Raw genomic sequence first — 19752 nt, 5'->3', positions numbered from 1 at the left:
GTGGAATCTCCGCGGCGGCCGGCGCCTGCGCCGGTGCCGATAGAATGTGCAGGCAGCAACATGTTCATGAGCCCGAAATGCTAGCAGACCCAACCCCCTCCCCGCTGGCCCAGCACTGGCGGCAACGCGATCTGCAGGTGCTCTGGCACCCGTGCACGCAGATGCGCGAGCACCCGCATACCCTGCCGCTGGTGCCGATCGCCCGTGGTGAAGGCGCATGGTTGATCGACCACGACGGCAATCGCTACCTGGACGCCGTCAGCAGTTGGTGGACCAACCTGTTCGGCCATGCCGAACCGCGCATCGGTGGTGCCATTGCCGCCCAGGCCAGGCAACTGGAACAGGTGATGCTTGCCGGCTTCGGCCATGAGCCAGCCATCAGCCTGGCCGAACGCCTGCTCGCACTGGCCCCACGCCAGCCTGGCCGCGAACCACTGGCCAAGGTGTTCTACGCCGACAACGGGTCCGCCGGCGTGGAAGTGGCGCTGAAGATGGCCTTCCAGTATTTCCAGAACCGAGGGGAACCGCAGCGCACGCGTTTCATCGCATTGGAGAACGGCTACCACGGCGAGACCCTCGGCGCGCTGGCGCTGGGAGACATTCCGCTGTATCGCCGCGTCTATGCGCCGCTGCTGGCCGAAGCGCTGTTCGCGCCCTCGCCCGATGCTTTCCTGGCTGAGCCCGGTCAGAGCCCGGCTGAGCGTGCACGGCAGGCCGCCGATGGCCTTGCCACGCTGTTCGACCAGCACCCGGGCGAGATCTGTGCGGTGATCCTGGAACCGCGCCTGCAGTGCGCCGGCGGCATGCGCATGCATGACCCGGTCTACCTGCAGCGCGTGCGCGAACTATGCGACGCCCATGGCGCGTTCATGATCGCCGACGAGATCGCCACCGGCTTCGGCCGCACCGGCACCCTGTTCGCCTGCGAGCAGGCCGGGGTGATGCCGGACCTGATGTGCCTGTCCAAGGGCCTGACCGGCGGCTTCCTGCCGCTGGCCACCGTGCTGGCCACGCAGGCGCTGTACGACGCGTTCCTCGACGACTCACGCGAGCGCGCCTTCCTGCATTCGCACAGCTATACCGGCAACCCGCTGGCCTGCGCGGCGGCATTGGCCACGCTGGACATCTTCCGCGACGACGATGTGATCGCCCGCAACCGTGGCATCGCCTCGGTGATGGGCACGCTGGCCGCACCGTTCAGCGACCATCCGCACGTGGCCGACGTGCGCCAGGCCGGCATGGTAGTTGCCTTCGAGCTGTCGCGCGACGGCAACAAGCGTACGCCCTTCGACCCGGCCATGCGGCTGGGCCTGCATGCCTACAAGGCCGCGCTGAAACGTGGCGTGGTGCTGCGTCCGCTGGGCGACGTGCTGTACTGGATGCCACCCTACTGCGTGGACGACGAACAACTGGAGCTGCTGGCACATACCACGCTGGCGGCGATTGACGAGGCGATTGCATGCGCGTGACCCGCTGCCCCATCCACCTGGCGCTGCACAGCGGCCAGACCGTGACCCTGCCGGAAGAGACGGCCAACCATCTGGTGCGGGTGATGCGCCTGCGCGAGGGTGATACCTGCGTGCTGTTCAACGGCGATGGCCACGACTACAGCGCCACGCTGACTGCCGCCGGCAAGCGCGAGGTGCAGGTGCGCATCGATGCGGTGCAGGCGGTGGACAACGAATCGCCGCTGGCGATCACCCTGCTGCAGGGCATTGCCCGAGGCGAAAAGATGGACCTGATCCTGCAGAAGGCCACCGAGCTGGGCGTGGCGGCGATCATTCCGGTGAATGCCGAGCGTACCGAGGTGAAGCTGGATGCGGCTCGGGCGGAGAAGCGCGTGTCGCACTGGAACAATGTGGTGACCTCGGCCTGCGGCCAGTCCGGGCGCGCGAGCATTCCGCAGGTGGGCCCGCCGCTGTCGCTGGCACAGGCCGCGGCGGCACTGCCGGCCGATACGCTGCGGCTGACCCTGGACCCGCTGGGTGCCCATCGCCTGTCGACGCTGGACGCGGCGCCGGCGGGCGGCATCGTGATCGCGATCGGTCCGGAAGGCGGCTGGTCGCCGCGCGACCGTGATCAGTTGGCAGCTGCAGGATTCCAGGGCCTGCAGCTGGGGCCACGCATCCTGCGTACCGAGACCGCCGGGCTGGCCGCGATTGCCGCATTGCAGGCGCGGCTGGGCGATCTGGGGTGAGGCTGATTCGTTGTAGTGCCGGCCAGCGCGTCCAGGGCGGCAGCCGAGCGTAGGCTCGGCTCTACAGGGCCCGCGCCAGATTGCAGTTTCCTTGTAGAGCCGAGCCATGCTCGGCTCGGTGCCGGTCGGCAGCCGGCACTACCAGCCTGGTGGATCAAGCCGCCAGCGAATCCAGGGCGGCTTCCAGTGCGTCCAGGTTCGGCAGCAGCGCGCTCTGCTCACCCAGCAGCACGCGCATGTGCACGATCTGCGGCAGGGTTTCCTCGGAAGCATCGGCCAGCAGGCCATCGCGCGGCACCGAGATCAGCTGCGGAAAATTCTGCGTCAGCAGCGCGTAGTACGGGCGCTGCGCGTTGCCGCTGAGGGCCTTCAGCACCACCACCTTGTTGTGGCCGCCCACGGCTTCCTCGCCCAGGCCGGAAAGGCGCGCGAACGACACCAGCGGCACCTGCCAGCCGTGCCAGCCGATTTCGCCGACCAGCCAGCGCGGGGCATCGGAAACCGGCTGCACCGGCACCCGCGACATCATTTCGGCCACGGTGGCATTGGGCAGCAGCACGCGTTCGTTGCCGGCCTGGATCAGGACGCCTCGGATTTCGTCATTGCTGGCATAGCTCATGGTGCGTCTCCGTTATCGTCTTCCACGCCCCAGCGCGAGGCGATGGCCTGCGCCAGTTCCTGTGGTTCACCGGCCACCATGCCAGCGGCGACCACCGCCGTGGCCGCGGCAGGGTCATAGCAGCCCTCGCCGACCTGCCCGGCCACCCACGCACCGGCGGCGGCCAGATCCAGTGCCGGCCCCACAAGCGCAAGGTCGGCGCCGCTGAGCAGGACCAGCGCGGTGTGCTCAGCCGGCAGCGCGGCAATCGAGATCCCTTGCGCGTCGCTGACGAAATGCAGGCCGTCGCTGGCTGCCTGCACGCCGATGTCATCGGCCAGCACGTGCACTTCACCGGGTGTTGCACGCTGGCCGACTTCGGCCAGCTGCACCGGCAGCGGCGACACGCGCGCCATCTGCTTGACCAGGTTTCCGTAGCGGCCACCGTCCAAGCGCATATGCACCAGCACCGGGACGCTCAGCGATGCAGGCAGCGCGCCCAGCAGGCGACGCAGTGCATCCGGGCCGCCGATGCCGGCCAGCACCAGCAACGATCCGGCGCGTGCGCCCACGGGCGCACCAGCATCCAGATCGACCAGGCTCAGATGGCCGGTATCGAAGGAAGGCAGCGGTGCCTCCGGCGCGGCGTGTTGCGAAGCGGCTGCCGGAACGTCGGCCACGTCATCGACCAGCGACCATGCGGTGTGGTCGAAGGAGGTCGGCGGAATGGGCGGTGCTGCGGGCGCGATCTCCGCCAGCGATGGCGGTTCGGGGGCCTCCAGCGGCTCAGGCACGACCGGCTGCAGCGCCGCCAGCGCCTGTTCCAGCGCAATCGGTTCGTGCAGCTGCGCAGGCGGCGAGTACAGGCTGTCAGCGGGGACCTCGTCGGCCCAGCTCGATGCCTGGTCCAGGTGCGCCTGCAGCGCTTCTTCCTGCGGTGCCGGTGGCGGTGCCGGATGGCCCGGCGCCAGTTGCAGGCTGGGTTCTTCTTCGGCCCCCGGCGGCAACACCTGCTGATGGCCATGCAGCTTCGCGGCCAGATGACGGCCCCAGCGCTGGGCCTCCCAGCCATCACGACGTGCGGCCAGTTCGGCCTCGTCGAAGACCAGGGTCAGGCCCGGTGCGGACAACACCGTTTCCAGGCGCTCCAATGCGTCCTCAATGGCGGTCTCCAGCGCAATCACCACGACCTGAGGTCGGGCGTCGTGCAGCAGTTGCGGCTCAAGGCTGTTCGGGTCGTCTTCCAGCACCAGCTGCACATCCGCATGCGACAGTGCCTCGCGCAGGCGCTCGCGCGCCGCGCCGGGACGGGCCAGCAGGGCAACGACCGGAGCCGCCTGGGTTTCACTCACGGACACGGGCGATCCCCAACAGGTCGTACACGTTACGCATCAGGTCCAGTTCCTGGTACGGCTTGCCCAGATAACGCTGGACACCGATCTCGAAGGCGCGCTGGCGGTGCTTGTCACCGCTGCGCGAAGTGATCATCACGATCGGCACGTCCCTGTAGCGCGGGTCGGCACGCATCGCGGTAGCCAGCTCGTAGCCATCCATGCGCGGCATCTCGATGTCCAGCAGCATCAGGTCCGGTACCCGCTCTTCCAGTCGCTCCAGTGCTTCCACGCCGTCGCGCGCAACGCTGACCTCGAAGTTGTGGCGTTCGAGGATGCGGCCGGTGACCTTGCGCATGGTCAGCGAGTCGTCGACCACCATCACCAGCGGCACCTGGCGCTCCTGGCGCGGCGCGTTGGCCAGTACCGGCAGCGTCGGGTTGGCCAGGAAACGGCGCACCAGCGGCGCCACGTCCAGGATCACCACCACGCGGCCGTCGCCGGTGATGGTGGCGCCGTAGATCCCCGGCACCGACGCGATCTGCAGGCCGACCGGCTTGACCACGATTTCGCGGTTGCCCAGCACCTGGTCGATCGCGACGGCGGCGCGCAGATCACCGGCACGGACCAGCAGCAGTGGCACCTGCTCCTGGCCGTCGGCACGCGCCGGGGCCTGGCCGACCAAGCTGCCAAGGTCGTACAGCGGATAGTCTTCGCCGCTGTAGCGGTAGCTGCTGTCGGCAGCCTCGAAGCGCTCGCGCGACAGGCGGCCGATACCACTGACCGAGGCCACCGGCACTGCGAAGGTGGTTTCGCCGATCTGCACGAACACCGCCTGGGTGACCGCCAGCGTCTGCGGCAGGCGCAGGGTGAAGCGCACGCCCTGCCCACGCACTGACTGGATATCGACCGAGCCACCCAGCTGGCGCACTTCGTTGCGCACCACGTCCATGCCCACGCCACGGCCGGCCAGCTGGCTGACCTGGTCGGCGGTGGTGAAGCCTGACGCGAAGATGAGGTTGTCCAGTTCCTGCTCGTTCGGCTGCGCATCGGCGGCCAGCAGGCCGCGGTCGATTGCGCGGCGGCGGATCGCTTCGCGGTCCAGGCCAGCGCCGTCATCGGCCACTTCCAGGACGATTTCCGAGCCTTCGCGGTGCAGGCGGATGGCGATCTCGCCCTCCTCCGGCTTGCCGGCGGCGCGGCGCTGTTCCGGCGCTTCCAGGCCATGGGCCACCGAGTTGCGCAGCATGTGTTCCAGCGGCGCGACCATGCGATCGAGGACGTTGCGGTCCAGTTCGCCGTGGGTGCCTTCCAGAGTCAGGTGGACCTGCTTGCCGGTATCCATGCCGGCCTGGCGGACCACGCGGCGCAGGCGCGGCACCAGGCCATCGAACGGCACCATGCGCGCGCGCATCAGGCCATCCTGCAGCTCGGAGCTGACGCGCGACTGCTGCTGCAGCAGCGAATCGTACTGGCGCGACAGATCGTCCAGCACGCCCTGCAGGCCGCCAAGGTCGGCGGCGGACTCGTTCAGCGCACGGCTGAGCTGCTGCAGGGTGGAGAAGCGATCCAGTTCCAGCGGATCGAACTTCTGGTCGGCCTGGTCCTGCTCGCGCTGGTAGCGGGCGACGATCTGCGCCTCGGTTTCCAGGTCGAGGCGGCGCAGCTGGTCGCGCAGTCGCGCATTGGTGCGCTCCAGCTCGCCCATCGCGCCGCGGAAGGCGCCGAGCTGCTGTTCCAGCCGCGAGCGGTAGATCGCCACTTCACCGGCATGATTGACCAGGCGGTCGAGCAGGTCGGCGCGCACGCGCACCTGTTCCTGCTGCGGACGTGCCAGGGGGTCTTCATCGACCGTACCCTCGGCCGGCAGCGGTGCCGACAGCGGCGCGTCGACAATCGGCGTCAGCGTGGCCGCAGCCTGCGCCGCCACGGTCTCGGCCTCGCTGGCTGCACGCGCGGCCGTGGCGGCTGCAGCAATATCGGTGGTGGTGCGAACCTCGAAGGCCTCCACCAGATCCAGCGCCGGCTCCACCACGCGGTGGGTGCCGGTACGGGTGAGCAGCTGGTGCAGGCGGTCAAAGCCGCGTTCCAGCAGCTGCACGTCGCGGCGCTCGATTTCGGTACGGCCAGCGGCCACCGCTTCCAGCAGCGATTCGATGCTGTGGCCGAGGTCGCCGATGGCATTGATACCGGCCATGCGAGCGCCCCCTTTGAGGGTGTGCAGGTCACGCTGCAGGCCGGCCAGCACCTCGCGATCCTGCGGTGCATCACGCAGCTCGCTGATCAGGCCATCACAGTGGTCGAGCAGGTCCCTGCCTTCCTCGACAAAGATGTCGACCAGCTCGCGGTCGTACACGCTGAAGTCAAGCGCATCGGCATCGGCACCGTCTTCGGCATCCGCCGCAACAGGCGCCTGCTCAACATCCGGCGCAGGGGGCTCGATGTCGGCCGCTGCGATCTCCGTGCCGTCACCGGTGTTGATCGTGCCCTGGCCCGGCGCCTCTTCCATTTCGAAGAACCGCACCGGAGCACCACTGCCAACGCGTGCCTCTGCGCTGAACGCCTCAATCACCGTCGCCGGGGACGGCTGATCGGCGCTCTCTCCTTCACCGACCGCCGCCTCCCCGCCGACGTCCGCATCCTCGGCAAAGGCATCTGCCTCGCCCGGCGCGAGTTCGCTGGCCTGGAGGCCGATCACGGGCCATTGCCCGTCGTCGTCCAGGGTCCGCTCTTGCTCGATCACGTGCAGGCCGGCCTCGAGCGCGGCTGCCAGCGTGACCGGTTCTGCGAAACCCGGCACAGCCATTTCATCCTGCAGGCTCGACAGCTCGCTGTCGAGTGGCAATGCAGCAGCGTCGTCAATGACGCTGTCATCGCCGCTGCCCGAATCAAAGGACAAGGACGTATTCAGGTCGATCGCGTCAACTTCCGCAGACACCGGCAGCTCTTCCGCGTCGCGGTCGTCGACCGGCAGCGCACTGGCGTCGAGGTACGGCGACAGATCGTCGGCCATGGTCAGATCAGCGTCGTCGACGGTCTCGATCGTGGGCGCGGCAGCTGCGTCGGCCCCTTCGACAACAGGCGCACTCTCCACCGGCTGGATCGATTCAATCGCGCCGGTGTACGCCACTGCGGGTTCATCTTCTCCCTGCACCGACGGCCAGCCGGCATCGAAGTAACGCGAAAGATCGTCGCTGGCGGTCAACTCGCCGACTTCCAGGCCACTGTCGGCGGCGACGTCCGGCGTCCTGAGGTCGGGCGCAGATGGAACCGGTTCCAGCGCATCTTCGGCAAGCGGCTGCGGTTCGGCAATGAGATCGGGAGCCGCATCGGAAGCAACGCGCATGCTGGTTTCGCCCAGCGCGTCCAGGCCGGCCAGCGGCGCTTCGGCTTCGGATGCCTGCTCGACATCTGGCGCCGGTTCGGTGCCCTCTTCATCCTCGTCTTCCGACGCGAACAGCGGCCAGCGCGCTTCCGGCAGCTCGCCAGCCAATGCCTGCAGTCGCTGCACCAGCGCATCCTGCGGCGCAATGCGCGGGTGTTCGGCCTGCAGCGCCTCCATGGTCGCGGTGATCGCCTGCGCAGCTGCATCCAGCGCGGCGACACCCTCGTCGCCAGGTACCACATCGGCGGCCAGAGCCCGCTTGATGTAGGACTCGGCGCCGCCGGTAACGGCGGTGATTTCCGGCACTTCGGTCATCGCGAAGGCGCCGTTCATGGTGTGAACCGCACGCAGCAGTGCGTCGCTGACCGGCTGCGGTGCCTGCTGTGCCGAGCGCAGCCACTCCTGCAGGGTCGCCTGGTGGACTTCGACCTCGGCCTCGAGGATCTCGCGCAGCACGCTGTCGATGTTGGCCGGGGTCCCGGCGTCTTCGGCCACCGCCGAGGCATCGGCCTGCGCCGACGCAGCGGCCTCGGCGTCCAGCAGGCGGCTGATTTCGTCTTCGCCTTCGGACTCGGCCAGTGTCGCTGCCGGTGCGGCCGCAGCCGGCAACGGCACGTAGAAGGTCTCCTCGCCGGCGCCGACCCGATCGGCGATGGCCTGCATTGCCTGCAGGTCCACGCTGATGCGCTGGCCATGGCGCAGCGCGGCATTCAACTGCGGCAGTGCGGCGTGCGCATTGTCGACCATTGCCAGCACGGCCGGCGTGGCCGGCCGGCTGCCATCGAGCACGCGGTTGAGCATGCCCTCGATCTTCCAGGCGAACTCCCCCAGGGTGCGCGCGCCGACCAGTCGGCCACTGCCCTTGAGGGTGTGGAAGATGCGGCGGATCGGCCGCAGCCGGTCCATGTTGTCCAGCTGCGTGCGCCATGCCGGCAGCAGCGTGCCAAGGTTGGCCAGTTCGTCGTCGAACTCTTCCAGGAACACCTCGCGGATGTCCTCGTCGATGTTCTCGGCATCGTCGTCGAAGCCGGCCTCGAAGCTGGCCTCGGTCCCAGCCACGACCGGGATGTCCGCAGCGGGCGGAGCCGCCATGGCCTGCGGATTGAAGTCGGCCGCCGCGGCGCTCAGCTCGGCAAAGAACTGTGCGTCGGCTTCGCTGAAATCGATCGGTGCGATGGTGTCGATATCAATCACCGACACCGCCGGTGCCGGTGCATCGGAGGCCGGCGTCAGCACCTCGGCCATCGGCGCGGCCGCGTGCTCCGGCACATCCGCCGCAACGGCGTCGACTTCGGCAACCACGGGGCTTTCGTCCAACGGCTGGGGCGTGGCGTCATCGACGGTCTCCAGCGACGGATGCAGTCCGGCGTCGTCGTCCAGCGACAGCGTCTCCATGGCGTGCAGCGACAGCACGTCGTCGGCGTTATCCAGCGCATCGGCGTCGAAACGGAACACCACGTCGTCACGGGCAGCAACCACATCGTGCTCGGCAGCCACCGGGTCGAACACCGGCGCTGCAAAGCCAGTGGTGTCAAAGGGTACCGACGCGTCGACGTCGTGCTCGACATCCGCCACTGCCACATCAGCCGATACCGGTGGTGTCGCCTCCGACAGCGTCCATTGCGGCACCGATTCCATTCCGGTTTCGGCGCGTTCGAAGCTGACCGGATCGAAACTGGCGAAGGTCGGGCTGCGTTCGTCTTCGGCACTCGCGGCCGGATCGGCGTCCGGATGGAACGGCGCGAGATCCCACTGCGGCACCTCGGGCGCAGGCGCGCTGGAGGCGGCGAAGACCAGCGCCGCCTCGCGGTCGTCATGCAGCGACAGCGGTGTGGATGCAAGGTTCCCCAGCGCACCGAACATCAGGCGGTTGTCCAGCACCTCCGGTGCAGGCGTGGCCGGTGGTGGATCAAAGGTGAAGTCCGGCAAGGGCACCGGCACAGTGCCGGCGGCGGGCGCGGCTGGCTGAAGCGGAATCTCGATGCGCTCCGGCTGCAAAGGCTCGGCCTGCAGCGCGACCGGCTCCCGGTCCACCAGCAGCGATGCGAACGGAACCGGCGCGGCGGCAACCGGTTCCACCGCGTTGCGGTCCGGCAACGGCCAATAGCGCAGCGCTTCAAGGCTGCTGCGGGTGATGTCGAGGATGTCCTCGCGGCCCGGACGGCGGTCGCGCAGGGCTTCCAGGTAGTACTCCAGGCTGGCCATGGCATCGGCCAGGGTGTCCAGCTGGCGGCCACTGGGCACGCGCTGGCGACCGATCAGCTCGGCCTCGATGTACTGCTGTACGCCACGCAGGTAGTCTGCGGCGGTGCCCAGATCGAGCATGCGCAGCGCACCGGATACATCACCCAGCAGGCGCGGCACATCCTGCAGCTCGGCATGGTTCCAGCTGGTTTCGATGAACGCGACGAAATGCTCGCGGGCGGCGGCGAAGTTGGCGATGGCTTCATGCGCCAGCACCTCCACCGTGCGGCGGTTCTCAACCGCGCTCGGATCGTCCTCGCCACTGCCGCCAGCGCCCAGATGGGCGACCTGGTCGTCCAGCGAGGCGTCCACGTAGAGCAGTGCCCCGGCGATATCCAGCAGCAGGTTCTCATCGATCTGCTGGCGCCCTTCCACCACCCCACGCAGTGCGTCACGCTGCTGCACGACCACGCTGCGGGCCACGCCCAGGCCCATCATGCCCAGCGTATCGGCCACCGCCCCGAGCTCGTTGGCCTGGGTCTGCAGCTGTTCCGGAGCACCGCCGGTGCGCAGGTGCAGGTCCAGCGCATCCTTGATGCGCAGCAGTTCTTCCTTCACCGCACTGCCGACCGTGTCCAGCAACTCGCGGTTGCGCCCGCTCAGGCTGCCGCGGGCATGGTCCAGCTCGGCCTCGGTGGCGGTGACGCTGTCCGGTGCGAATGCCAGCAGCACGCTGTCATGCACGCCTTCTTCGCCACGCGCGGCACGGATCTCGTTGAGCAGCGGCATCAGCACGATCGGGATGTCGCGGTGGCCGTTCTGCAGGCGCTCCAGGTAGTCGGGCAGCAGCACGCTGCCACGCATCAGGGTCGCGCAGGCTTCATCACGGTCGGCCACGCCGTCGGCCCCGATGGCATTGGCCAGTTGTTCCAGTTCCTCGGCCACCATCGCCGGTGCATACAGCTCGACCATGCGCAGGGTGCCCTGCACCTGGTGCAGGTAGCCGGCGCAGATGCGCATGCGGCTGGCATCGCTCGGGTCTTCGGCGTAGTACTCGACCTCGTTGCGCACCTGGCGCAGGGTCTCGTCCAGCTCGGGCTTGACCCAGCCCAGCGCTGCGTGGCTCATCGCATCGCGCAGACTGCTCATGGACGCGCTCCGTTCGCCGCCGCGCGGTGGCCGCGCGAGTTCTGGCGTGGGAAATGGAAATGCTTCATCGACTGGTTCCTTGCTCGCCGCCCTGCCCGCGTCACGCCGGCAGCTTGAAGTCGGCGACCGAACGGCGCAGGTCCGCCGCCAGCTGCGCGAGATGGCCGATCGATTCGGCGGTCTGCCCCGCACCCTGCGAGGTCTGGCCGGTGATCTGCCGGATCACGCCCATGGTGCGGGTGATGTCCGAGGCCGCGGCCGACTGCTGCTGGGCGGCGATGGAGATGTTCTTGATGAGGGTGTTCAGTGCATTGGACACGCGCTCGATCTCGGTCAGCGCGGTGCCGGCATCCTCGGCCAGGCGTGCACCGGACACCACTTCGGCGGTGGTCTGTTCCATCGAGGTGACCGCTTCGTTGGTGTCGGCCTGAATGGCCTGCACCAGGTTCTCGATGCGTCGGGTCGCGCCGGAGGTACGTTCTGCCAGGCGCTGCACTTCGTCGGCCACGACCGCGAAACCGCGACCCGCTTCACCGGCCGAGGCCGCCTGGACCGCTGCGTTCAACGCCAGGATGTTGGTCTGTTCGGAAATGTCGTTGATCAGTTCCACGATCGAGCCGATTTCCTGCGACGACTCACCCAGGCGCTTGATGCGCTTGGAGGTTTCCTGGATCTGGTCACGGATCTGGTCCATGCCCTGGATGGTCTCGCGCACCACGCCGGCACCTTCGGCGGCAATCACCACCGAGCGCTGTGCCACGTCGGCCGACTCGGCCGAGTTGCGCGACACCTGTTCGATGCTTGCCGCGATTTCGCCGATGCGGTCCGACGCCGAGGTGATCTGGTTGGCCTGGTGGCCGGCCGCCTCTGCCAGCTGCATGGCGGTGGCCTGGGTCTCCTGGGTGGACAGCGCGACCTTGGCCGAGGTGTCATTGATGGTGGTCACCAGGTGGCGCAGCTCGTCGACGGCGTAGTTGATCGCGTCGGCGATGGCACCGGTCATGTCCTCGGTCACCGAGGCCTTCACCGTCAGGTCGCCCTCACCCAGCGAGGAGATTTCGTCCAGCAGCCGCATGATCGCCTGCTGGTTGCGGCTGTTGAATTCCACCTGGGTCTGGTAGCGCAGTTCCTGCTCGCGCGAGCGGCTGCGCACGTTGGTGGAAACGAAGCCGATGATCGCGATCAGCGACAGCGCACCGGAGACCACACCGATCCAGAAGTTCGGGAACAGGCGGGTGTCAGACACCGAGCCGAACGAGGAGAACGCGTCGAACAGCTTGCGGCTGTCATCCAGCATGTGGGCCGAACCCTGGCCCAGCGCGGTGGCGGCGGACTGCGCCGCGAACAGCTGGCGCGAGCTGGCCAGGATCGCGTCAGCGTCCTGCTTCATCGCTTCCCACTTCTGCTGCGACTGTTCCAGCGCGGCCACGGCAGCGGCACCGCGCACGGCGGTGATGCCCAGTTCCTCGTTGCCATTGCGCAGGCCGTCGAGCACTTGCGAGAACACGGTGATGTCACGCGCCAGCGCATCGCCGGCCGTAGCAGCGCCGCTGCCACCGGCGCGCATTTCGGTTACGCGGCGGGCCATGGAGCCGGCCACCACGACCTGCTGCAGTGCGCTGTACACCTGCGACGAGGGCGCGCCGGCAGCGGACATCGCACGCACCAGCTCGTTCAGCTGGGCCTGCAGCCCCGGCACGGCGCCGGTGAAGTTGTTGGCGTTGCCGGCCAGGGCCAGCACCGCCGGTTCACTGGCCACCAGCTGCCCGGCCTGCTTGCCCAGCGGCGCCCAGGTCTCGCCCAGCGTGGCGATCGCACCGGACACGCCCGGCTCCTTGCCATAGCGGCCCTGCAGGGTCGACACATTCTGTTCGATCGCGTTGCGGGTGGCCTTGAAGGCAGTGAACGCCTGCGCGTTGCCGCCCACCGCGTCACGGCCCTGGTTGGCCAGCTGCTGCGACAGCACCTGCAGGTCGGCCGCCTTGGAACCGGCATCGGCCAGGCGACTGCCCTGCCAGGTAGCGACGCCGGTGTTGACGCCGAACAGGATCATCGATGCCAGCAGCAGGAACAGCCAGAGGTTGCTGCCGCCCAGCCGCAGCTTGCCGGTCTTGGTGGCGTCCGAAGCAGTACTCATCGTTCAACCTCGATCTTCAATGCAGGGGGCGATGCCCGGCCTCAGGCCGCGGCTTGCCGGAATTCAGGGGTGCGCGACAGCAGCGAAAGCGAGAATACGCCCCAGTCGTGGCCGTCGGCATGGAAGGCGCGATCGACGAAATGGCCGTAGCGCCCTTCGGCCAGCGTGCCGGCCTCGATCTGCTGGTCCAGTTCGAAGCTGCGCTGGCCGAACAGTTCATCGATGGTCAGTGCGACGTCGCCACCGGCCTGGCGCATGATCAGCACGCGCTGGCCTTCCTGCTGCACGGTACGCACGCCTTCCAGGAAGTACTTCAGGTCGACCACCGGGAACAGGTTGCCGCGCAGATTGCCCACGCCGAGCAGCCAGGGCTGCGCGCATGGCACCGGGGTCACCGGCGGCATCGGCACGATCTCCACCACTTCGCGGAAATCGGACACCAGCCGGCGCTGGCCGACGCGGTAGCCCACGCCACGCCAGAGGTCCTGGGCGAACTGCCGTTCGGGCAGCTGCACCGCGTGGGCCAGGCTGCGGCGTTCATAGGCTTCGAGGATGTCGAAAGGCGAGCGCATCAGGCCACCAGTTCGTTGATCCGCGCGATCAGTTCATCCTCGCGCGGCGGCTTGACGATGTAATCGGCCGCGCCCTGGCGCAGGCCCCAGGCCTTGTCGGTTTCCATCGCCTTGGTGCTGACGATGATCACCGGGATGTGCTTGATCGCCGCGTCACGGGCCATCGCGCGGGTGGCCTGGAAGCCGCTCATGCCGGGCAGGACCACGTCCATCAGCACCAGCTGCGGCACCTGGTCGCGGACCAGCTGCAGTCCATCCTCGGCGTTGTCCGCTTCCAGCACCTCGTGGCCGGCACGGCGCAGCCACTGGGTGAACACCGCGCGGTCGGTCGGTGAATCCTCGATCAGAACGATACGAGCCATTGTGCCTTTCCCCCCTGGTCAGGCGTTGACGTATGTGCGGATGGCACCCAGCAGTTCTTCACGCGTGAATGGCTTGGTCAGGTATTGCTCCGAGCCGACGATGCGTCCCCGCGCCTTGTCGAACAGGCCATCCTTGGACGAGAGCATGATGACCGGGGTCGCCTTGAACAGCTGGTTGCCCTTGATCAGCGCACAGGTCTGGTACCCGTCCAGGCGCGGCATCATGATGTCGACGAAGATGATCTGCGGTTGCTGGTCTGCGATCTTCGCAAGCGCTTCAAAGCCGTCGGTGGCGGTGACCACCTCGCAGCCTTCCCGCTTGAGCAGTGTTTCCGCAGTCCTGCGGATGGTCTTCGAATCATCGATGACCATCACCCGGAGTCCTGCGAGTTCCCCGCCCGCAGTCGTGTTTTCAGTCATTGCCTATCCCCAAGCGCACGGCCCGATCTCTGGCGGGGGCCGCTACGAAAGCGTATCTATATCGCACTTTCCGCGCCCGCTTCAAGGCCGCCCCATGGCGCGGGGCATGGCAGCCTCCTGAACGTGACGGGTTTCGCAATGAGTGCGCGAGCGCCGGGCGGACGCTGCGTTGCAGTATGGCAGGGAGGCGCGCGACCGGCGTTGCCGCTACCATCAACGCCTTGCCTGACAGGTGCGCCCATGCCGTTGAACGTCATCGTGGTGATGGACCCCATCGCCCACATCAAGATCGCCAAGGACACCACCTTCGCCATGCTGCTGGAAGCCCAGCGCCGCGGCCATGCCCTGCACTATGTGCGCCCGGGCGGCCTGGCCCTGGAGGGTGGCGTGGCAGTGGCCCAGACCGCGCCGCTGCAGGTGCGCGACGACCCGGCTGGCTGGTATGAGCTGGGCGCATTCAGCCGTACCGAATTCGGCCCCGGCCAGATCGTGCTGATGCGCAAGGATCCGCCGGTCGACGCCGAGTACATCTACGACACCCAGGTGCTGGACGTGGCTGCGGCCGCCGGTGCCTGCGTGGTCAACAATCCGCAGGGGCTGCGCGACTACAACGAGAAGCTGGCCGCGCTGCTGTTCCCGCAGTGCTGCCCGCCGACCCTGGTCAGCCGCGACGCCAAGGCCTTGAAGGCCTTCGCGCTGGAGCATGGCCAGGCCGTGCTGAAGCCGCTGGACGGCATGGGCGGCCGCTCGATCTTCCGCAGCGGCCAGGGCGATCCGAACCTGAACGTGATCCTGGAAACCCTGACCGACGGCGGCCGCAAACTGGCACTGGCCCAGAAGTTCATTCCCGACATCACTGCCGGCGACAAGCGCATCCTGCTGGTCGATGGCGAACCGGTCGACTACTGCCTGGCGCGCATCCCGCAGGGCGACGAGTTCCGGGGCAACCTGGCTGCCGGTGGCCGCGGCGAAGGCCGTCCGCTGAGCGAGCGCGACCGCTGGATCGCGGCCCAGGTCGGCCCGGAGATGAAGCGTCGCGGCATGCGCTTCGTCGGCCTGGACGTGATCGGCGATTACCTGACCGAGGTCAACGTGACCAGCCCGACCTGTGTACGCGAACTGGACGCACAGTTCGGCCTGAACATCGCCGGCACCCTGTTCGACGCGCTTGAGGCCGGCCTGCGCTGATGGCAACCGCACCTGCCGTCCTGCCCCCGCCACCACGCGAAGCGCAACGGCTGGGGGCGACCATCGCGCTGTCGGTGCTGGTTCACGCGCTGCTGATCCTGGGCGTGGGCTTCGCCGTCAAAGGCGATGCACCGCTGGTGCCCACGCTGGAAGTGATCTTCAGCCAGACCCGCACCGCGCTGACGCCGAAGCAGGCCGATTTTCTTGCCGCAGCCAACCAGGATGGCGGTGGCGAACACGACCGCGCACAGCGTCCGCGCGACAACCAGGCCGGCATCGTGCCGCAGGCGCAGCCCGGTTTGAGCCCGGTCCCACAGCAGCAGCAATCGGCCGCGCAAGTCCCGCCGCCACAGGCCCGGGTGGTCAGCAGCCGCAATGGCGAAGAGGCGGTCGCGCAGGCCCAGTCCCGCCCCACGCCGGATCAGCCCGAACCGGACGCCCCGCTGAGTGCGCGCGAACAGCGCGATGTGGAAATGGCCCGACTGGCCGCAGAAGTGCATCTGCGCTCGGCGCAGTACGCCAAGCGCCCGAACCGCAAGTTCGTGTCGGCCAGCACGCGCGAGTATGCCTATGCCAATTACCTGCGGGCCTGGGTTGACCGCGCCGAGCGCGTGGGCAACCTGAATTACCCGGACGAGGCCCGGCAGCGCCGGCTGGGCGGCCAGGTGGTGATCAGCGTGGGCGTGCGCCGCGATGGCAGCGTGGAGAGCAGCCGGATCCTGCGGTCGAGCGGAACGCCACTGCTGGATGAGGCGGCACTGCGGGTGGTGAAGCTGGCGCAGCCGTTCCCGCCGTTGCCGAAGACCGAGGATGAGATCGACATCCTGCAGGTCACCCGCACGTGGGTATTCCTGCCGGGTGGCGAACTGCGCGACGACCGGTAGGGTTTGTTGCCCGGGCCTGCGGCCCGGGACCCGCTGAAAGGCTAGAGCAACGGCAACAGCAACAGCGGCGGTTGGTGTACTGAAGCGTGGCGAGGCGGTGTCGGGCGGCGGGGACGCCGCAAGTACGTCCGTGTAGGCTTAGCCGCGGCATCCATGCCGCGGATACCCCGCCGCCCGACACCGCCCCGCCTCTGACAGATCGCGGCGCACCATTGCTTTGGTAGGTGTCGACCTTGGTCGATACACATCCACGCCACGCGTGGATGCAAGCGAAGCGACCCGCTTTTGATTTTGACTTTTCTTTTTTTGATCTTCCGTGGCGGACGTGCACGGAAACTGTCAGAGGCCGGGCGGGTGGGCTGCGCAGGGGCGTGAGCCGCATGGATGCGGCGACCGAGCTTACATGGACGTACTTGCAGCGCCCCCTGCGCAGCCCACCCGCCCGGCCAAACCACGGCTTTTGATCTACGCGACCAACTCCGCCACGAGGGGCTCAGCCGTTGGCCTTCGCCTTCGCCTCGCGCGCGGCCTGCTGCTCGACCAGGGTCAGTGCCACGTTGTCACGCAGGTATGCTGGTTCGACCTTCTCCGGTGCGACGGTTTCGCCGCGGGCGAACGCCGGCACCGCCAGTGCGAGCACGTCCGACGCACGCGGCAATGCCGTGGCGTCGAATCCGCGCAAACCTGTACCGAGCTGCGCGACCAGCGCACCCTCGGCTGCGGCGAACCCGGTACCGACACCGTAGGCCGACAGCCCTTCCGGCAGCGCCACCGCCGCCGGCGCGCAGACGCGCTCGGCATCGCGCGCGACCGGCAGGCCGTCCACGCGCTCGAAGCGGGCGGCGTAGAGTTCGCCCATCCGCGCATCGATCGCCGACAGGATCTGCGTTTCTTCCGCCGGTGCCCGCAGCGCCAGCACCTGCAGCGTCGAGACCGGCAGCAACGGACGATCCAGCGCCAGTGCGATGCCCTGCGCGATGGCGATCGCCAGGCGCACGCCGGTGAAAGCACCAGGACCGCGGCTGAGCGCGATACCGTCCAGCTGGCGGCGGCTGATGCCGGCTTCGGCCAGCAGCGCCTCGGCCCACGGTAGGCTCAGTTCGGCATGCCGGCGCGGGGCGATCTCGAAACGTTCCAGTACCTGTCCATCGACATGCAGGGCAACGGAACAGGCTTCGGTGGCGGTTTCAAAGGCGAGCAGTTTCATCGGATCAGGTCAGAACAGGGGGAACGTGACACCGGGCGCCGGCTCCGGGCCCGCCGCGGCGGCGGCGGTCGGAACGGCATCATCGGCCACGGGCGCCCATTGTGGCGTAAAGAAGGCCTGCACATCGGCCAGGCTACGGGTGCGCCGGAACGGCGGCAGCGACTCAAGAAAGACCCGGCCATAGCCACGGTTGAGCAGGCGCGGATCGCACAGGACCAGCACGCCCCGGTCGCTTTCGCTGCGGATCAGGCGGCCAACGCCCTGCTTCAGGGCGATCACCGCCTGCGGCAACTGTTCGTCGCGGAACGGATTGCCGCCCTGGCTGCGGATCGCCTCCAGGCGTGCCTCGTAGACCGGGTCGTCCGGGGCCGCGAACGGCAGCTTGTCGATCATCACCACGCTCAGCGCTTCGCCGACCACGTCCACGCCCTCGCGGAAGCTGGCCGAGCCCAGCAGCACCCCATTGCCCGATTCGCGGAAGCGCTGCAGCAGCGTCGCACGCGGCGCCTCACCCTGCACGAACAACGGCCATGGCCCATCGCGCAGTGCCTCGGCGGCCTCACGCAGGGCGCGATGCGAAGCGAACAGCAGGAACGCCCTGCCCTGCGAGGCCTGCAGCACCGGCCGCAGGGTCTGGATCAGCGCGGTTCCGAAACCCCGTGCGGCCGGATCGGGCAGGCCTTCAGGCAGGTAACACAGCGCCTGCTCGGGCCAATTGAACGGACTCGGCTGGACCAGCGTCTGCGGGTCGTCCAGCCCGAGGCGGGTGGCGATGTGATCGAAACCACCGCCCACGGTCAGCGTCGCCGAGGTGAAGATCCATGCGGCTCGGCTGCGTTCGCGATGCTCGCGCAATGGACCGGACACGTCCATCGGCGTGCGCTGGCAGCGGAAACCACGCGGGGTGAGCTCATACCAGAGCACATCGGTGGCATTGCCGGTGTCCGCAGGATCAGTATCGAAGTCGAGGGCGGGTTCGTCATCGCCCAGCCAGCGACCGAGCCGCGAAACCGCCTCACGCGCCCGCGCATAGCAGGCATCTAGGCCCGCCGCGGCTTCGCGCAGCGGCTGCAAGGCCTGCTCCAGCGTCACCAGCCCTGCCATCACCGTGTCGAAGCCATCGCGCACCTGCGGCATCGTCAGCGCACGCCACTGCGTGCCGCGCGGCGGCAGCCCCTCCATCGCCGAACGCAACGCCAGCAGCGCCTGCTGCAAGTGGTCGACCGGTTCCTGCAGCGCCGATTGCGCCCCCCCGACGCCGCGCGCTTCGGCCAGGCAGTCGCGGCCCAGCTCCTGCCACGGGCGCATGCCGAAGCCTTCGCCGAAGAACTGCGCGGCCAGTTCAGGCAACTGATGCGCCTCGTCGATGACGAAGGCCTGCGCCCCCGGCAGCAGCTCACCAAAGCCATCCTGCTTCAATGCTAGGTCGGCCAGCAGCAGGTGATGGTTGACCACCACTACGTCTGCCGCCTGCGCACGTTGCCGCGCACGCACCACGAAGCAGTCTTCCCAGAACGGGCAGTCGGTGCCCAGACAGTTGTCGACGGTGGAGGTGACCATCGGCAGCAGCGCCGAATCATCGGCCAAACCGTCCAGTTCGGCGATGTCGCCGAACTCCGAGCGTCCGGACCAGGCCAGGATGCGCTGGAACTGCGCCGCCTGTTCTGGGCTTGAGAAGCGCGGCTCGCCCCGCGCCTGCTGCAGGCGGTAGCGGCACAGGTAATTCGAACGTCCCTTCAGCAGCGCACTGCGCAGGCCGACACCGAGTGCCTGGCGCACACGCGGCAGGTCGCGGTGGTAGAGCTGGTCCTGCAGCGCGCGGGTGCCGGTGGAGATGATGGTGCGCAACCCGGACAGCAGCACCGGCACCAGGTAGGCGAACGTCTTGCCGGTGCCGGTACCGGCCTCGGCCAGCAGCAGGTCACGCTGCTGCAGCGCATCGGCGATGGCTTCGGTCAGGCGCAGCTGGGCCGGGCGCGGGACGAAGGCGTCCAGATGCGAGGCGAGCGCGCCGCCGTCGCTGAGGGCTTCGCGGCTGGCATGGACAAGGTCGGACATCAGAGGGAAAGGATACCCGGCCGGGCGCTGCCCGGCACCCGTTTCAAGCCAGGGCAACAGCAACAGCGGTGTCCATGGCT

At 68.3% G+C, this 19752-nt stretch carries 13 protein-coding genes; 4 read left to right on the top strand and 9 right to left on the bottom strand.

Annotated features, from left to right (window positions below):
- The first annotated feature begins 77 nt into the window (after positions 1–77).
- Positions 78–1469 carry an adenosylmethionine--8-amino-7-oxononanoate transaminase gene (gene bioA / locus AC5P8J_RS15860; protein WP_019660091.1) on the top strand — a complete coding sequence of 464 codons (1392 nt, stop codon included), beginning with the start codon at positions 78–80 and terminating at the stop codon, positions 1467–1469.
- On the top strand, positions 1460–2197 hold the full coding sequence (locus AC5P8J_RS15855) for a 16S rRNA (uracil(1498)-N(3))-methyltransferase (RefSeq protein ID WP_134732452.1): 738 nt from the start codon (positions 1460–1462) through the stop codon (positions 2195–2197). Before bioA ends, AC5P8J_RS15855 begins: the two co-directional genes overlap by 10 nt.
- A 154-nt stretch (positions 2198–2351) precedes the next feature.
- Here the strand turns inward: AC5P8J_RS15855 and AC5P8J_RS15850 are convergent, their stop codons facing one another.
- The 7 genes from AC5P8J_RS15850 to pilG form a co-directional block, all read right to left on the bottom strand.
- Complete coding sequence (locus tag AC5P8J_RS15850; RefSeq protein WP_005410712.1) at positions 2352–2816, bottom strand: chemotaxis protein CheW; 465 nt, start codon at positions 2814–2816, stop codon at positions 2352–2354.
- Entirely contained in the window at positions 2813–4153 is a 1341-nt protein-coding gene (locus AC5P8J_RS15845; RefSeq protein WP_260808416.1) for a chemotaxis protein CheB, read from the bottom strand. Before AC5P8J_RS15845 ends, AC5P8J_RS15850 begins: the two co-directional genes overlap by 4 nt.
- Complete coding sequence (locus tag AC5P8J_RS15840; protein ID WP_227854463.1) at positions 4140–10844, bottom strand: Hpt domain-containing protein; 6705 nt, start codon at positions 10842–10844, stop codon at positions 4140–4142. Before AC5P8J_RS15840 ends, AC5P8J_RS15845 begins: the two co-directional genes overlap by 14 nt.
- Positions 10845–10944: 100 nt before the next feature.
- Positions 10945–12981: a methyl-accepting chemotaxis protein gene (locus AC5P8J_RS15835; protein ID WP_019660096.1), complete on the bottom strand. Its 2037-nt coding sequence runs from the start codon at positions 12979–12981 to the stop codon at positions 10945–10947.
- A 41-nt stretch (positions 12982–13022) separates the two neighbouring features.
- On the bottom strand, positions 13023–13553 hold the full coding sequence (locus tag AC5P8J_RS15830) for a chemotaxis protein CheW (RefSeq protein WP_111102087.1): 531 nt from the start codon (positions 13551–13553) through the stop codon (positions 13023–13025).
- Positions 13553–13915, bottom strand: coding sequence for a response regulator (locus AC5P8J_RS15825; protein WP_005410717.1), 363 nt, complete (start codon positions 13913–13915; stop codon positions 13553–13555). The genes AC5P8J_RS15830 and AC5P8J_RS15825 overlap by 1 nt, the downstream gene beginning before the upstream one ends.
- Before the next feature lie 18 nt (positions 13916–13933).
- On the bottom strand, positions 13934–14335 hold the full coding sequence (pilG, locus tag AC5P8J_RS15820) for a twitching motility response regulator PilG (RefSeq protein WP_005418455.1): 402 nt from the start codon (positions 14333–14335) through the stop codon (positions 13934–13936).
- A 240-nt stretch (positions 14336–14575) separates the two neighbouring features.
- On the opposite strand from pilG, the gene gshB reads away from it, so the two are divergent.
- Both gshB and AC5P8J_RS15810 read left to right on the top strand, forming a co-directional pair.
- Positions 14576–15523 carry a glutathione synthase gene (gshB, locus tag AC5P8J_RS15815; RefSeq protein WP_019660098.1) on the top strand — a complete coding sequence of 316 codons (948 nt, stop codon included), beginning with the start codon at positions 14576–14578 and terminating at the stop codon, positions 15521–15523.
- Entirely contained in the window at positions 15523–16407 is an 885-nt protein-coding gene (locus tag AC5P8J_RS15810; RefSeq protein ID WP_478418831.1) for an energy transducer TonB family protein, read from the top strand. Before gshB ends, AC5P8J_RS15810 begins: the two co-directional genes overlap by 1 nt.
- 493 nt (positions 16408–16900) lie before the next feature.
- On the opposite strand, the gene tsaB is transcribed toward AC5P8J_RS15810, so the two are convergent.
- Both tsaB and yoaA read right to left on the bottom strand, forming a co-directional pair.
- Complete coding sequence (gene tsaB, locus AC5P8J_RS15805; RefSeq protein ID WP_478435953.1) at positions 16901–17614, bottom strand: tRNA (adenosine(37)-N6)-threonylcarbamoyltransferase complex dimerization subunit type 1 TsaB; 714 nt, start codon at positions 17612–17614, stop codon at positions 16901–16903.
- Between the two features lie 9 nt (positions 17615–17623).
- Complete coding sequence (gene yoaA, locus AC5P8J_RS15800) at positions 17624–19672, bottom strand: DNA repair helicase YoaA (RefSeq protein ID WP_495216954.1); 2049 nt, start codon at positions 19670–19672, stop codon at positions 17624–17626.
- Between the last annotated feature and the right edge of the window lie 80 nt (positions 19673–19752).

Source organism: Stenotrophomonas sp. YJH_SMC_37, from assembly GCF_059370035.1.
Note: the sequence above shows the minus strand (reverse complement) of the source record. Positions and strands in the feature narration are given on the sequence as shown.

Excerpts from the sequence above, each read along its gene's own strand:
- bioA (WP_019660091.1), top strand. The coding sequence starts at position 78 with ATGCTAGCAGACCCAACCCCCTCCCCGCTGGCCCAGCACTGGCGGCAA.
- AC5P8J_RS15855 (WP_134732452.1), top strand. The coding sequence starts at position 1,460 with ATGCGCGTGACCCGCTGCCCCATCCACCTGGCGCTGCACAGCGGCCAG.
- AC5P8J_RS15850 (WP_005410712.1), bottom strand. The coding sequence starts at position 2,816 with ATGAGCTATGCCAGCAATGACGAAATCCGAGGCGTCCTGATCCAGGCC.
- AC5P8J_RS15840 (WP_227854463.1), bottom strand. The coding sequence starts at position 10,844 with ATGAGCAGTCTGCGCGATGCGATGAGCCACGCAGCGCTGGGCTGGGTC.
- AC5P8J_RS15835 (WP_019660096.1), bottom strand. The coding sequence starts at position 12,981 with ATGAGTACTGCTTCGGACGCCACCAAGACCGGCAAGCTGCGGCTGGGC.
- AC5P8J_RS15830 (WP_111102087.1), bottom strand. The coding sequence starts at position 13,553 with ATGCGCTCGCCTTTCGACATCCTCGAAGCCTATGAACGCCGCAGCCTG.
- AC5P8J_RS15825 (WP_005410717.1), bottom strand. The coding sequence starts at position 13,915 with ATGGCTCGTATCGTTCTGATCGAGGATTCACCGACCGACCGCGCGGTG.
- pilG (WP_005418455.1), bottom strand. The coding sequence starts at position 14,335 with ATGACTGAAAACACGACTGCGGGCGGGGAACTCGCAGGACTCCGGGTG.
- gshB (WP_019660098.1), top strand. The coding sequence starts at position 14,576 with ATGCCGTTGAACGTCATCGTGGTGATGGACCCCATCGCCCACATCAAG.
- AC5P8J_RS15810 (WP_478418831.1), top strand. The coding sequence starts at position 15,523 with ATGGCAACCGCACCTGCCGTCCTGCCCCCGCCACCACGCGAAGCGCAA.
- tsaB (WP_478435953.1), bottom strand. The coding sequence starts at position 17,614 with ATGAAACTGCTCGCCTTTGAAACCGCCACCGAAGCCTGTTCCGTTGCC.
- yoaA (WP_495216954.1), bottom strand. The coding sequence starts at position 19,672 with ATGTCCGACCTTGTCCATGCCAGCCGCGAAGCCCTCAGCGACGGCGGC.